Consider the following 14,550-nt stretch of genomic DNA (forward strand, 5'->3'; position numbering starts at 1 on the left):
AATCAGCCAGTTAGCTTTTCCAGTGCTTCGCGGTATTTCGCCGCGGTTTTTTCCGCTACTTCGGCGGGCAGGGCCGGTGCGGGTGGGGTTTTATCCCAGCCGGTGCTTTCCAGCCAATCGCGCACGAATTGTTTGTCGTAGCTCGGTGGGTTGGTGCCAGGCTGGTATTGGTCGGCTGGCCAGAAACGGCTGCTGTCTGGGGTCAGCGCTTCGTCCATCAGGCGCAGCACGCCGTTTTCATCGAGGCCAAATTCAAATTTGGTGTCGCCGATGATAATGCCGCGGGTGGCGGCGTATTCGCTGGCGGTTTTGTACAGCAAGATCGCGGTGTCACGCACTTTGGCTGCGAGTTCTGCGCCCAAGATTTCTTCACACTGCGCGTAGCTGATGTTTTCGTCGTGATCGCCCACTGCCGCTTTGGTCGATGGGGTGAAGATTGGCTCTGGCAGTTTGTCGGCCTCAACTAGGCCGGCTGGCAACTGGATACCGCACACAGTACCTTGCTGCTTGTATTCTTTCCAGCCGCTGCCAGCGATATACCCCCGCACAATCGCTTCTACCGGCACCGGTTTCAGGCGTTTGCACACCACGGCGCGGCCTTCGACTTGCGGGCGGTCGGCTTCGGAAACCACGTCTTCGGGTTGATCGCCGGTGAAGTGGCTAGGCACCACGTCTTTGAGCAGATCGAACCAGAAATTAGAGATCGAAGTCAGGATCTTGCCTTTTTCCGGAATCGGCTCGGCCAGAATCACGTCAAACGCCGACAGGCGATCGGTGGCGATCATCAGCATGCGCTGATCGTCAATTTCGTACAGATCGCGCACTTTGCCCGAGTAGATTTTTTTCAGGCTGGTGAGATTGGTGGAAGTCAGGCCGCTCATCATTGCTCCAGAAGCGTGGTGGATCACCACTAGGACGAATCAAGGCGGTATTTTGCCTGAATCGCTGCGCTTTGCCTATTTACGCGGCGCTTGAGCCGCCCAGCGCAAGGCTATTTTCAATCGGCTCGGGGCAAGGCTGCGGGCTGCCGGTATGGCGCACCAGCCGATAGACTTTCACCCCTTCATTGCGATGATCGAGCCGGGTTTCCCAGCCTTCGCTGCGAAAGCCCAGCGCATGGTAAAAATCGTAGGCGCCCTGATTATTGGCAAAGCAGATGGTGGCCATTTCGCTGCAACGGTGGCGCTCTTGCGCGATGGTGGTGAGCGCGCAGACCAGATAGCGGGCCACGCCCATGCGGCGGGCGCGTGGATTAACAATCAGATGGCCAATCCAGGCGCGGCCTTGGTGTTTGGCGTTATACAGGCTGGCGTAGCCCAGCACATGCTCGTCATTGCAGACCACAAAGCCATCTTCATGGCCGGCCAAGTGCTGCAGCAGTTTCAGCGGTTCTGCTGGCCATTCGGCGCGGGGAAACAGAAAACGCAATTCGGTCGGCGTTTGCGGCCAGCTCACGATCAGGCTGAGATCATCCAGCGTGGCCCGGCGCAAGCGGTAACGGGGAGCGTTCATAAGCAATGACGATAGTTTGTCAGCAAAACAACCATCTTAGCGGAATGTTGTCAGCAAGGTGAAATTATTTGCCCGCGGCGGCGGCAGTGGCGGCGCGGCGCGAGTGAGGGCGATGATGCAGTCTGGGGTATTGCCCATGGTGCCTTTGCTAGATTGCCTTGTCGGGCAATACCCATGACTAATGGTTGCCGTAGTGGCCGCTTAAAGTGTTTCTTTGATGGCGCGGGCTTGCTCTAGCGCGTCTTCGGCGGTGGCGGCCAAGACATTGTAGTGGCCCATTTTCCGGCCCGGACGCGCCATCTTTTTGCCATACAGGTGCAGCTTGGCATTTGGCGCGGTGAGCAGTACGTCCCAACGTGGCTCGGCCCCCTCTTCACCCCACACATCGCCCAGCAGATTCACCATCACGGTGGGCTGCAGCAGATCGGGTTTGCCTGGATACAGCCCGCACATGGCGCGCACTTGCTGTTCGAACTGGCTGGTGAGGGTGGCGTCGAGCGTATAGTGGCCCGAGTTATGTGGGCGTGGCGCCATTTCATTGATCACCAGCGCATCGCCTTCCAGCACGAAAAATTCCACCGCCATCACACCGATGTAGTCGAGTTTTTCTGCCAGCGTCATCGCCATGGCACGCGCGCGTTCGGCGACTTCGGGCTTCACCCGGGCCGGCACGATCGAGACATCGAGAATGCCATCGACGTGCTCGTTTTCTGCCACCGGAAAGCTCGCCACTTCATTGGCGCGAGTGCGGGTCACAATCACCGACACCTCGGCCACCAAGGGCAGCATTTTTTCCAGCACACAGGGCTGATGCTTCATTTCGGCATGCGCAAAACGCGCTTCTTCTGCGGTTTTCACGCGCACCTGCCCTTTGCCGTCGTAGCCCAAGCGCGCGGTTTTCAGAATGCCGGGCAGATACGGCGCGAGGTCGCCTTCCAGGCTGGCGGCGTTTTTGACCGCCAGAAACGGCGCGGTATCCAGCCCCGCGTCGCGGATAAAGGTTTTCTCGGCGATGCGGTCTTGCGCAATGGCGACGCAATCGCCGGATGGCGAAACCGGCACGCCTTGGGCGGCCAGCCAGCGCATTGAGTCGGCATTCACATTTTCAAATTCGGTGGTGATGGCCGCACAATGCTCCGCCATGTACTGCAGCGCTGCTGGATCGGTAAACGATTTGCACAGGTGGACATCCGCAAAATCCGCCGCGGGGGCGTGTTGGTCCGGGTCGAGCACGGTCACGCGGTAGCCCATGGTTTTGGCTGCCGTGGCGAACATGCGGCCCAGCTGGCCGCCGCCCAAAATGCCCAGCATCGCCGGGGGCAAAATAGGGGTTGTCGCTTTATTGCTCATCGTTGTCTTCCTTCCATTGCAGTCTTGCTTTAAAAGCCTGGTGGCGGGCAAATCCCCATTGCCCAAAGCCGTATATCCCGCCAGCGATCATCGCCATTGGGTTTGCAGCCCATACCCCCTCAAGCCAATTGGGATAAGTGCCGCTGTAATGCCAAAGTGCCGCCAACAGCAGGGAACAGGTCAGTCCCCAAAATAAACAGCCCTTGACCAGTATGTAATACCAGCAAGGGCGTAGATCGGTAGGCGGCGTGCGATCGATCATTCGACAGCGGGTAATTCCATGGCCAGCACGGTTTGTTTCTGGCTTTCGCGGAAATCATTCAGCTGTTGCGCCAGCGCTGGGTTGCTACCGGCCAGCATCGCTACGGCAAAGAGGCCGGCATTGGCAGCGCCCGCTTCACCAATCGCGAAGGTGGCCACCGGAATGCCTTTGGGCATTTGCACGATCGACAACAGCGAATCTTCGCCGCGCAGATATTTGGATGGTACGGGCACACCCAAGACTGGCACGGTGGTTTTCGCGGCCAACATGCCTGGCAAATGGGCTGCACCGCCGGCGCCAGCAATAATGCAGGTCAGGCCGCGGGCTGCCGCTTCTTCAGCATATTGAAACAACAAATCCGGGGTGCGGTGGGCCGATACCACTTTGCATTCAAACTCGACGCCAAAGGCTTTCAGCTGCTTGGCTGCGTGTTGCATCACTTCCCAATCGCTATTGCTACCCATTACTACGCCGACTTGAACCATCGCCGTGAACTCCAAACGCAAAAGCGGTCAATTTTACCGAAAAAACAAGTCGTTCCGATAGGGGTTTGGACAAAAGGTGCTGCCTTGTATCAGGAAAATTACCTACAGTATTAGCATTGACTAATATTTGCGACTGGGGCAATATCTTGTCATACAGCTAGTCTGCATGTGGCTGTAGTGTTTCATTTCCATCCTATGTCTTACTGAGCGCCATTTCGATTCGTCGAACTGGCGTTTTTTTTGCCCGAAAGTTGTGCGTTGCTTGGTTTTGCCTGCACGATCCTGCTAAATTGAAGCTTCATTGCCAATGAGGTGCGATTTGATGCGGTCTTGCGGCGGCCTTTGCCGGCCTGTGTGGCGCCCAGCCCCTGCGTGCAGGATGCGCCGCCCTGCGGATGTGATCTATGCGTAGCTTCGGCCCGCTCTCGCGCTATCTATTTGGCCGCATCCTGTTTTACAGCCTGTTGCTGTCCTTGCTCACTAGCCTCGTGAACGGCTGGGTGGCGTATCAGGATGGTTTGGCGCGCCAGCGCGCCCAAGTGCAATCGGTGATTACCGCCTACCAGAACAGCCTGACCAAGGCGATTTGGGAAGTCGATTACGAATCCGCCCAAATCCAGCTGCAAGGCCTATCCCGTTTTCCGGCGATTTTGTCCGCGCGCATTGTCAGTGCCGGCCCCAAGCTCGAATACCGCAAAAAAGACGCTAATCAGCAGCAAATCACCGAGCTCAAGGTGTATTCGCTGCAAATGCCCAAGGCCAATCAATCGCTCGGCACTTGGGAAATCCGCCTGGATCGCGAATTACTGCGGCAGGAAGTCTGGCGCGAAGCGCTGCGCTTTGCCTGGATTGTGAGTATTGAGCTCTTTCTGATTGCCTTTCTGATTTTTCTATTATTCCGCCGCAATATTTCACTGCCAATTCAGGCTTTGTCTGAGCACGTGCAGCGGATGGACGAAACCCGGCTGGCGATATCTGCCCCCTTGCCCGAAGAAAAACATCGGCATGAAATTCACGAGCTAGCGGACGGGGTAACCCGGCTGCAGCATGATTTGCTGGCGCAATTTGCGCTGCGCGATGCCAATGCCCGCGAGCTGGCCGAACACCGCGATCAGCTGAACCAGATTTTGCTACAGCAAGAACATCAGCTGGATGTGGTGGTGCAGCAAATGGCCGATGGTAGTGCGGTGATTAGTGGGCAGGGGCGAATCTTGTTTGCCAACCCGGCGTGGTCCGCGATGCTCAATTGCGGTTCGCCACAGGCGGTGGTGGGCTTCTGGCCTTTGCAATGGCTGCTCAAGCCCGGCTGGAGCAATATTCAGGGGCGCTTACTGCAAACCGATACCTTGCTGGGTGAATATCTGCTGCTGAATCGTCGCGATGCGCAAAGCTTACCGGTGGAGGCCAGCTTTTCGGTGCTGGAGCGCGATATGGATGGTGTGCCGGTGCGGATTCAGATCATGGTGCGGGATTTATCGTCCCGACTGGAAACCGAACGGGTATTGATTGCCGCCAAAGAAGCGGCCCTGATGGCCAGCCAGACTAAATCGGCGTTTTTGGCCAATATGAGCCACGAAATCCGCACGCCTTTGAATGCGGTACTGGGTTTTTCTAGCCTGTTGGCCGAAACCGATCTTGATGCCGAGCAACAGCAATATATTCAGAATATCCGCCACTCCGGCACCGCCTTGCTGACTTTGCTGAACGATATTCTGGATTTTTCCAAGATCGAAGCGGGGCAGCTGCAGCTGGAAAATATCGAGTTTGATCTGCGCCGGCTGCTGGAAGACACGCAAGACATCATTGCCGCCCAGGCCCAGCACAAGGGCTTGGAGCTTCTGTGCCTGGTGGATGCGTCTGTACCACTGCAGGTCAATGGCGACCCTAGCCGTCTGCGGCAGATTTTGCTCAATCTACTCAATAACGCCGTGAAATTCACGCCCAAGGGCGAGATCATTACCCGTGCCCGCCTGGTGCAGCGCCACGGCGAGCAGGCGCGCATTCGCATCGAAGTCGCCGATCAGGGGATCGGCATTGCCCCCGAGGTGCAAAGCCAGCTGTTTCAGCCTTTCCATCAAGCGGATGTCTCAACCACCCGCCGCTTTGGCGGCACCGGCCTGGGCTTATCAATTTGCCGGCGGCTGGTGGAGGCCATGCAAGGCGAGATCGGCGTAAGCAGTGAAGTTGGGCAGGGGGCGCAATTCTGGTTTGAAATCGAGCTGGGCTTGCCGGCCAAGCGCACCAGTTCGCCCGCCCCTGCCGCGCTACATGGGCGGCAAATCGCGCTGTTGGCCACATCCATCACCGGCCGGCATAAATTACAGGCTGATCTAATGCAAATGGGCTGCGTGGTGCGCAGCTATGCCGACGAAGCCAGTCTGCTGAGCGGCATAGCCGCTACGCCGCCGGAGCTGGTGCTGGTGGATCTATTATTGGGCGTGAGTTTGCCGGTGCATTTGCCGGCGCGGATTCACGCGGTGGCCGGCTGCGCGCAGGTGCCGGTGGTGCTCTCGGTTGCTCAAGGAGTGCAAGGGCAGGGCGCACAAGCCGATGAAGCCGGCTTTGCCGCCTATTTAAGTAAACCGATTCATTTTGAAGCTCTGGAGCAATGCCTCGCCCATGCCTTGCAACCCGAGCAGGCCGGCGAACAGGCCGGACTGCTGACCGTGCACAAGGTTGCCGAGCTGGCGGCCAAAGCCCGCCGCCACGTCTTGCTGGTAGAAGACAACCCGATGAATCAGAAAGTTGGCGTGCTGATGCTGGAAAAGCTCGGCTGCCGGGTGGATTTAGCCAGCGATGGAGTGCAGGCGGTGCGCGCAGTGCAGCTGCATGACTATGATCTGGTGCTGATGGATTGCCAGATGCCCGAGCTGGATGGTTTTGACGCCACCCGGCAGATCCGCGCGCTTGGCGGCCGCTATCAGCAGCTGCCGATCGTGGCGCTGACTGCCAATGCCTTTGCCGAAGATCGCGAGCAATGCTTTAGCGCCGGCATGAATGACTTCATGACCAAACCGGTGCAGATCGAAGCCTTGCAAACGGTGCTAATTCAATGGGTGCGCCCTAAAGTACAAGTGTAATTTGGCCCTACTTGCCGATACAGAAACGACTAAAAATCACCCCCAGCAGATCGTCGCTGGTGAATTCGCCGGTGATTTCATTCAGGCTATTTTGCGCTAGGCGCAGCTCCTCGGCCAGAATTTCGATTTGCAAGTAGGCCGCATCGGCGGTGTGCAGGTGCTCGCGCGCGGTGCGGATCGCAGTCAGGTGACGCTCGCGAGCGATAAAGACGTCATCGTTGATACCCTGCCACCCTATCTGCTTCAAAAGCTTGTCTTTCAAGTCGCGCAGGCCAATACCCCGCTTGGCGGAGATGTGGATTTCATCTTCAGCCACCACGCCGGGCACTTCGCCGGTGAGGTCGATTTTATTGAATACCCGCAGCACCTTCAGCTTGGGGGGTAGCTTGGCCAAGATGTGCTGATCGTGGGCGGTGATGCCTTCGCGGCTATCGAGCAGCAAGAGCGCCAGATCGGCCTTTTCGACTGCGGCCCAGGTGCGCTCGATGCCGATGCGCTCCACGGTGTCGTCGGTCTCGCGCAGGCCGGCGGTGTCGATCAGGTGCAAAGGTACGCCATCAATCGACAGCAGCTCGCGCACCGTATCGCGGGTGGTGCCGGCGATGTCGGTCACGATGGCGATATCTTCACCAGCCAGCGCATTCATCAGGCTGGATTTGCCCACATTGGGCTGCCCGATTAACACCACATGCATGCCTTCGCGCAGCAGTTTGCCTTGCGTGGCGGTGGCGAGAGTATGTTCAAGCTGGGCGGTAATGCCGGCCAGTTTGCCGCGCGCATCGGCGGCTTCGAGAAAATCGATGTCTTCTTCGGGGAAATCCAGCGTGGCTTCTACCAGCATGCGCAGGGTAATCAGCTCATCGACTAATTTATGTACTTCGCGCGAAAAGGCGCCATCCAGCGATTTGAGCGCCGATTTGGCGGCCGCTTCGGATTGCGCGTCGATGATATCGGCCACCGCTTCGGCTTGGGCCAGATCGAGTTTGCCGTTTAAAAACGCCCGCTTGGTGAATTCGCCCGGCTGTGCGTGGCGCGCGCCCAGCTCGATGCAGCGTTTGAGCAGCATGCTCATCACCACCGGCCCGCCGTGGCCTTGCAATTCGAGCACGTCTTCGCCGGTAAAGCTGGCGGGATTGGGGAAGAACAGTGCCAGCCCTTCGTCCAGCACCGCGCCATCGGCGGCTTTGAAACGGGCAAAATGCGCAAAGCGGGGCTTGAGCTCGCGGCCAATCAGTCCGGCGATCAGGGCCGAAAGATTGCGGCCGGAAATGCGGATCACCCCAACCCCGCCACGCCCCGGTGCGGTGGCGATGGCGGCGATGGTGTCTTGGACGTACAAAGTCATGGCGGCAGCCCGATACAGCGGTAAAACCTAATGATAACGCAGACTGCCGCCTGCTCGCTGCGTGGCAGCTTAGTGATGCATGCCGCTCATGCCCGCGTTGGCCGTATCACTCATCAGTAGCGTTGGGTCGAGCATGCCGAAAATCATGGCGATGTGGGCAATCACTAGGAAGATCGCGACAAAGATTGCGTGTAATTTCAGTTTGCGCTCTTCATCCCACGCTTTCCCGATTAAGCCCAAATCCAGCAGCGCCATCCCGCCCAGTGGGATGATCCCGGCCAGATAGCAGCCCACCGCAATGACATCGGCCGCGCCCAGCCAGCCGCCGCTGGCGGTGAGTGGAATCACGGCAGTTTTCATCAGGTAGATAAATACGCCGGTGAAATAGATACCACCGGTGATGCTGGCCCAGCGGTTAATCCGGCGCAGCCAGCCGCCTTGCGGGCGGCTAAACAGGATAAACAGCTCGGTGATGGCCACGGTTTCCGCCAGGATGACCGGAATGGCCATAAACAGAAGCAGATTCCACGGTTGATTGTCGGCCAGTAGGGCCATGTAATGGGTCATATTCATGATGTTCTCCGCGGGCGTACGCAAACGCCCGGCATAAAAGCAGGTGAACTAGGGCGCAAATTGCGCCGTAGCGTGGCAGGGTGATTTACTGCGCGGCGGCTTTCGGTGGCGGAGAGGGCGGGGTGATGTAATGCGAGGCATGCGCATGGCTCAGGGCGAGCGTGCGCGGGGTTTGGATGGGGATTAAGGGCAGCAACACCACCGGGGCGGTTGGCACGGCGCAATGGGCGAGGCAATCGGGCGCGGCTGAGAGCAGGGTTTGGCTGCTGCTGGTGGTCGCGGTGCTATCGCAGTGGTTGTGGCTAGCCGTTGCTGGGCTCGCCGGTAGCGCCCGCAAGCTGGCAAACAGCGGCCCGCTACTCAATAGCAGCAAGAACGCCAGGAAGCTGGCTAAGCAGGAAGTCAGAACGGAGCGCGACATCTAGCATTAGGCTCAGACGATTCGGTTTAGTTCCCAGTCTGCCAAACTTTTTGGCTGGGATTGTTGTGTTAACGCAAGTTGGGGGTATGGGACTGAAACCCTTGATCGAGATTGTATAGATGCATATACCCTGGGCAATAAAAAAGCCACCCGCAGGTGGCTTTTTTAGCGTTGGTCACTTAGCTGTTTTTCGCCAGCTGCGCTTGCTTTTCAACTTGCTTGGTAATCACATACTGCTGTGCGATCGACAGTACGTTATTCACCACCCAGTACAGCACCAAGCCGGCTGGGAAGAAGAAGAAGAACACCGAGAAGACGATAGGCATCCACTTCATCATCTTCGCCTGCATTGGATCAGGTGGCGGTGGCGACAATGACGACTGCACATACATCGACACGGCCATGATCAGCGGCAAGATGTAGAACGGATCAGGGATCGACAGATCGTGAATCCAGAATTCCCACGGCGCTTGGCGCAATTCCACCGCGGCCAGCAGCATCCAGTAGAAACCCATAAATACCGGAATCTGTACCAGCATCGGTAAACAACCGCCCAGCGGGTTCACTTTCTCGGTTTTGTACATCTCCATCACGGCCTGCTGGAATTTCATCCGGTCATCGCCGTGGCGCTGTTTCAGGGCTTCCATCCGTGGGGCCAGTTGGCGCATTTTCGCCATCGAGCGATAGCTGGCGCTGGCCAGTGGGAAGAAGGCGGCTTTAATCAGCAGCGTGACCAGAATGATCGACCAGCCCCAGTTGCCCACGAAGCTGTGGATAAACTGCAGCACGGCAAACAGTGGCTTCGCGAAGATGGTGAACATGCCATAGTCTTTCACCAGATCAAAGTCTTTGGCGGTGTCTTTCAGGCGCTTGGTTTCTTGCGGGCCCACATACAGTGGTACCGATTTTTCCAGCTTCGCGCCAGCGGCGATGGTTGGCAAGTCGATGGTTGAGCTCACTGCAAACTGGTTGTCTGGCAGCGCTTTCATCTCATAGCGACAAGCATTCGGTGCGCACTGAGCCGCGCCGCCATTGGGCGACATGATCCAGCCCGAAACGAAGTAGTGCTGAATCATCGCAATCCAGCCATCGTTTGCACTTGGCGTGTATTTGGCTTCGCCTTTGCGGATTTTATCAAATTCCACTTTTTGGAATTTACCTGCATCGGTGTAGACCGCAGGGCCAGTAAAGGTGTGCGTGCCAAACATACCTGGGTTTTCTACTTGGCCATCACGGGTCAGGCGGTAGTAGGCGCTGGCATTGATCGGCGCGGCGCTACCGTTCGCGATCTCATACTTCACGTCGATCAGATAGCTATCGCGTTTGAAGGTGTAGATCTTGGCCACTTTAACGCCGCTGGCGGTCGTGTGCTCCAGGCGCACCGCGACTTCGTTCTGACCATCGGCCAGCTGATAGCTGGTTTGCGCGCTGGTGAACTGATTTTTGTGTGTTGGCAGATCGCCACCCAGCAGGCCGGTTTGCGCCACATAAATGTGCTCGCCTTCGTCTTGCAACAGGGTGAATGGTTTTTTCGGATCTTTGGTGTCACCGTGTTTCAGCAGTTTCACTTCACGCAGATCGGCACCATTGGTATCGATCACGGCGGTTAGCAAATCGGTGCGAACGGCAATGCGATTGCCTTTGGCCAGGCGGCTATTGTCGGCCGGGGTAGCTGCATTGCTGCCGGTGGCCGTTACGGCGCTGGCGGCAGCCGAAGCTTTGGCAACGCTAGAGGCGTTTTGCTTGAGCTGCGGATATTGCTGCTCCATATAGTGTTGCCAGAAGAACAAGATGCCGAACGACAGGGCAACAAACAGGACGAGTCTCTTGGTATCCATTTGGACGGACGAGCTCCCACTCACTCAGGGGTTATTGATTAGGGTACCGGATCATGCCCGCAGCCACCCCAAGGATGGCAGCGACACAAGCGGCGGGCAGTCAGATAACTGCCCTTGGCGGCACCGTATTTCTGGATGGCTTCAATGCTGTACTGCGAGCAAGTCGGGGTAAACCGGCAGCGCGGGCCCAGCAAGGGGCTGATCATCAGCTGGTAAAGTTTCACGAGTGCGATGATAAGGCGCGACATGTGCGAATTTTCTTGAACAAGCTCAATAAAGCTGCACGTGCGGCGGCGCTTTCCTGACGGGTGAACGCCTTACGCGAACGCACCACGATATCCAGCCCGGCTAACTGAGTGGCATTTAACCGGAAAGTTTCTCGAATGGTGCGTTTGATGTAGTTGCGACCCACGGCCCGTTTGTCGGTTTTTTTGCCGACCACCAGGCCCAGACGGGCTGCCTGACCTGCATTCGGTTTGCCCAGCAGCTGGAAGTAATCATTCCCCACTGAAGCGCGCAAACTAAAAACGGATGAAAAATCATCCGTTTTTAGTAGACGCGCTGAGCGCGTAAAGCGGTAGCGAGGGACGCTACTCATACTGTGGCCTGCGCTGGCAAACTCAAGCAAGGCTTAAGCAGACAGTACTTTGCGGCCTTTAGCGCGGCGTGCGTTCAGGACGCGACGGCCACCTACAGTGCTCATGCGAACGCGAAAGCCGTGAGTACGCTTGCGTTTGATTACAGAAGGTTGGAAAGTACGCTTCATGATGAATCCTAGATAGACAAAGGTGCAGTAAACACGCGATTTAATCAGTGTGCAGTCTGTTTTGTCAAGATAAAATGTTTCGGGTCAAAGGTGTAAAGGCTGTGGATAAGTTTTGGATGAAGCGGTACAATGGGGCGCTTCCCGTTTCAACCCCTGTCACTTTTTTCGCGAGCGCTGGCCCTGTTGGGCTGTGAGTGCGGGTGAAGTGTCGCCACGGCAAACAAAAACATAAGTATGCAAACAGAAGCCCTTTGGTCACATTGCCTGAATGAGTTGCAGCAGAGTCTGGCTGCCAGTCAGTACAATATCTGGATCAAGCCCCTGGCCAATAGTGCGCAGCTGATTGATGGCAGCTTGGTCATTGCCGTTCCCAATCAAATTTTCCTGCAATTTATTCGTGATCGCTATCTGGGCATGATCGAGATGGCCGCGGCGAAAGTGTGCGAAGGCTTGCCGCCGCCGATCGAATTGCGCGTGGGCGCTGCGCCCGCGCCTGCTGTGGCCGCCGTGGCGCCTGCGGCGAAAGTGGCTGACGCTATGCCTGCGCCCGAAGAGGCGCCCGTGGCTGCTGCTGCCGCGCCCGCTTTGCAACCCAAACCCGCCAAGCGCTTTGATGCGGCGGGCTCTAATCATGAATTATCCCGCCTGAATCCAAGTCATACCTTTGATACGCTGGTGACTGGTAAGGCCAACCAGGTGGCGCGTGCCGCCGCAGTGCAGGTAGCAGAAAACCCGGGCGTGAGTTACAACCCGCTGTTTGTGTACGGTGGGGTCGGTTTGGGTAAAACGCACTTGATTCAGGCGATTGGTAATTTTGTACACCAGCACAATCCACAAGCCAAAATCCGCTACATCCATGCGGAAAAATACGTGCAAGACGTAGTGAAAGCCTATCAGCACAAATCATTCGACGAATTTAAAAAGTACTACCACTCGCTCGATGTGCTGCTGGTGGATGACATTCAGTTCTTTGTCGGCAAAGACCGCACACAGGAAGAGTTCTTCTATCTCTTTAATGCGCTGCTGGAAAGCGGCAAGCAGATCATTCTCACCTCGGACAAAATCCCCCGCGAAATCGAAGGCCTGCAAGAGCGGCTGACTAGTCGCTTCTCGTGGGGCCTGATCGTGCCGATCGAGCCGCCAGAAACCGAAATGCGGGTGGCGATCTTGATGAAAAAAGCCGAGGCCGAGCATTTCAAGCTCGATGCCACGGTGGCTTTCTTTATCGCCAAAAACATCCGCTCGAATGTGCGTGAGCTGGAAGGTGCGCTCAAGCGGGTGATGGCCTACGCGCGCTTTACCAATCAGGCGATTACGGTTGATTCGGCTAAAGAAGCGCTGCGCGATATTCTGGCCTCGGGTAGCCGGCAGGTGTCGGTGGAAAACATCCAGAAAACCGTCGCTGATTTTTACAAAATCAAGGTGGCCGACATGCACAGCAAAAAGCGCACGCGCGATATTGCTCGCCCGCGGCAATTAGCCATGGCGCTTACCAAAGAGCTGACGCAGATGAGTTTGCCGGCGATTGGCGATGCCTTTGGCGGCCGTGATCACACCACGGTGCTGCATGCCTGCCGAACGATTCAGGATTTCCGCCAAACGGATCAGGAATTGGCGCATCAATACGGCGTATTGCTGCAGATGTTGCGTTCCTGAGCGAAAACCCTGCTGCGGGTATTTCGCAATCTGAAAGCCGCCCTGAAATCGGGTAGAATCGAGTGTTAATTTATTCAACCATTTGACTGGATTAGGTGAGGGAAAATGCAACTGCTGCAAGCTGAACGCGATTCGCTCTTGAAACCACTGGCTACCGTGACCGGGATTGTGGAGCGTCGCCATACTTTGCCGATTCTCTCTAATGTGCTGATCAAAAAAGACGGCGACAAACTGGTGTTTACCGGCACTGATCTGGAAATCCAGATCAGCAGTTCGCAAAGCGATGGTTTTTCGGGGGGCGACTTTGCCATTACCGTGGCCGCGAAAAAGCTGTCGGATATTCTCCGCGCTATTCCGGATAAAACCGTGGTGTCGTTTGAAGAGGCCGATGGCCGTCTGACCATTAAAGCCGGCAAGAGCCGTTTTGCCCTGCAAACGCTGCCGGCCAATGATTTCCCGCAGCTGGCGGTGGATAACAACACCCGCGCTACGGTGCGGATGCCGCAAGGCCAGCTCAAAGCGTTGCTGGGTCGGGTGCAATTTGCCATGGCGCATCAGGATATCCGCTACTACCTGAACGGTATGTTTATGGTGACCGAGGGCAATCTGCTCAAATTGGTGGCCACCGATGGCCACCGCTTGGGTTTTGCCTCCACTGAGCTCACTGCTTCGTTTGATAAAAACGAAGTGATTTTGCCGCGCAAAACCATTCTGGAACTCTACAAACTGCTGGCTGATGTGGATGACGAAGTCGCCATCGACATCGCGGGCAATCAGGTCAAATTTACCTTTGGCAATATCGTGATCCACAGTAAAGTGGTGGATGGCAAATTCCCGGATTACAACCGGGTCATTCCGGTGAACAACCAGCGCCTGTTGTCAGTCGAGCGCACCGCCTTGCTGGCGGCAATGCAGCGCGCGGCCATTCTGTCGAATGAAAAATTCCGCGGCGTACGTCTGGTGCTGACCGAAGGTAGCCTGAAAATCCTGTGCAACAACAATGAACAGGAAGAAGCACAAGAAGAGCTTGAGGTGGTATATGCCCACGAGCCACTGGATGTGGGCTTTAACATCCAATACCTCCTGGATGTATTAACCAATCTTTCGGTGGAAACCCTGCACTGCTACTTCGGGGATGTGAATTCCAGCGTGCTGGTCACTATCCCGGATAACGAGCACTTCAAATACATCGTCATGCCAATGCGCATTTAGTCGTTTGGTGAAGCTACAAAAGGGCGCTTGCGCCCTTTGTATTTTGCCCT

At 56.6% G+C, this 14,550-nt stretch carries 15 protein-coding genes; 3 read left to right on the forward strand and 12 right to left on the reverse strand.

The features are described 5' to 3' along the window. Window positions 1–2: 2 nt before the first annotated feature. From L991_RS10430 to purE, 5 genes are all read right to left on the reverse strand, one after another. Window positions 3–881: a phosphoribosylaminoimidazolesuccinocarboxamide synthase gene (locus L991_RS10430; RefSeq protein WP_047395013.1), complete on the reverse strand. Its 879-nt coding sequence runs from the start codon at window positions 879–881 to the stop codon at window positions 3–5. 79 nt (window positions 882–960) lie between these two features. Beyond that, a complete protein-coding gene (locus L991_RS16565; protein ID WP_052190812.1) occupies window positions 961–1,512 on the reverse strand; it encodes a GNAT family N-acetyltransferase in 552 nt (183 codons plus the stop codon). A gap of 201 nt (window positions 1,513–1,713) precedes the next feature. After that, complete coding sequence (locus L991_RS10440) at window positions 1,714–2,862, reverse strand: 5-(carboxyamino)imidazole ribonucleotide synthase (protein WP_047395017.1); 1,149 nt, start codon at window positions 2,860–2,862, stop codon at window positions 1,714–1,716. Next, complete coding sequence (locus tag L991_RS10445) at window positions 2,852–3,124, reverse strand: hypothetical protein (RefSeq protein ID WP_047395020.1); 273 nt, start codon at window positions 3,122–3,124, stop codon at window positions 2,852–2,854. Before L991_RS10445 ends, L991_RS10440 begins: the two co-directional genes overlap by 11 nt. Continuing rightward, window positions 3,121–3,609, reverse strand: coding sequence for a 5-(carboxyamino)imidazole ribonucleotide mutase (gene purE / locus L991_RS10450; protein WP_028450209.1), 489 nt, complete (start codon window positions 3,607–3,609; stop codon window positions 3,121–3,123). The genes L991_RS10445 and purE overlap by 4 nt, the downstream gene beginning before the upstream one ends. Before the next feature lie 404 nt (window positions 3,610–4,013). Here purE and L991_RS16570 point away from each other — a divergent pair, with 404 nt between their 5' ends. Then, the gene (locus L991_RS16570; RefSeq protein ID WP_052190813.1) at window positions 4,014–6,689 is read left to right on the forward strand and encodes a response regulator; all 2,676 of its coding nucleotides are present in this window, start codon (window positions 4,014–4,016) and stop codon (window positions 6,687–6,689) included. A gap of 7 nt (window positions 6,690–6,696) precedes the next feature. Here L991_RS16570 and mnmE read toward each other — a convergent pair whose 3' ends face one another. The 7 genes from mnmE to rpmH all read right to left on the reverse strand — a co-directional run bounded on the left by mnmE (window position 6,697) and on the right by rpmH (window position 11,632). Beyond that, complete coding sequence (gene mnmE / locus L991_RS10460) at window positions 6,697–8,034, reverse strand: tRNA uridine-5-carboxymethylaminomethyl(34) synthesis GTPase MnmE (protein ID WP_047395022.1); 1,338 nt, start codon at window positions 8,032–8,034, stop codon at window positions 6,697–6,699. Between the two features lie 69 nt (window positions 8,035–8,103). Continuing rightward, window positions 8,104–8,607 (reverse strand): DUF6803 family protein, encoded by a 504-nt coding sequence (locus tag L991_RS10465; RefSeq protein ID WP_047395024.1) that lies wholly within the window; start codon window positions 8,605–8,607, stop codon window positions 8,104–8,106. A gap of 85 nt (window positions 8,608–8,692) precedes the next feature. Beyond that, a complete protein-coding gene (locus tag L991_RS10470; protein ID WP_047395026.1) occupies window positions 8,693–9,028 on the reverse strand; it encodes a hypothetical protein in 336 nt (111 codons plus the stop codon). A 179-nt stretch (window positions 9,029–9,207) separates the two neighbouring features. After that, entirely contained in the window at window positions 9,208–10,866 is a 1,659-nt protein-coding gene (gene yidC / locus L991_RS10475) for a membrane protein insertase YidC (protein WP_047395028.1), read from the reverse strand. Window positions 10,867–10,904: 38 nt separating this feature from the next. Further along, window positions 10,905–11,114, reverse strand: coding sequence for a membrane protein insertion efficiency factor YidD (gene yidD, locus L991_RS10480; RefSeq protein WP_047395031.1), 210 nt, complete (start codon window positions 11,112–11,114; stop codon window positions 10,905–10,907). After that, the gene (rnpA, locus tag L991_RS10485; protein ID WP_047395033.1) at window positions 11,087–11,464 is read right to left on the reverse strand and encodes a ribonuclease P protein component; all 378 of its coding nucleotides are present in this window, start codon (window positions 11,462–11,464) and stop codon (window positions 11,087–11,089) included. The genes yidD and rnpA overlap by 28 nt, the downstream gene beginning before the upstream one ends. A gap of 33 nt (window positions 11,465–11,497) precedes the next feature. Continuing rightward, window positions 11,498–11,632: a 50S ribosomal protein L34 gene (rpmH, locus tag L991_RS16975; RefSeq protein ID WP_081986631.1), complete on the reverse strand. Its 135-nt coding sequence runs from the start codon at window positions 11,630–11,632 to the stop codon at window positions 11,498–11,500. 234 nt (window positions 11,633–11,866) lie between these two features. Here rpmH and dnaA point away from each other — a divergent pair, with 234 nt between their 5' ends. After that, the gene (gene dnaA / locus L991_RS10490) at window positions 11,867–13,288 is read left to right on the forward strand and encodes a chromosomal replication initiator protein DnaA (protein WP_047395035.1); all 1,422 of its coding nucleotides are present in this window, start codon (window positions 11,867–11,869) and stop codon (window positions 13,286–13,288) included. A gap of 105 nt (window positions 13,289–13,393) precedes the next feature. Then, window positions 13,394–14,500: a DNA polymerase III subunit beta gene (gene dnaN, locus L991_RS10495; RefSeq protein ID WP_047395038.1), complete on the forward strand. Its 1,107-nt coding sequence runs from the start codon at window positions 13,394–13,396 to the stop codon at window positions 14,498–14,500. Window positions 14,501–14,550 lie beyond the last annotated feature (50 nt).

The organism is Chitinibacter sp. ZOR0017 (assembly GCF_000799095.1).
GTDB lineage: Bacteria > Pseudomonadota > Gammaproteobacteria > Burkholderiales > Chitinibacteraceae > Chitinibacter > Chitinibacter tainanensis.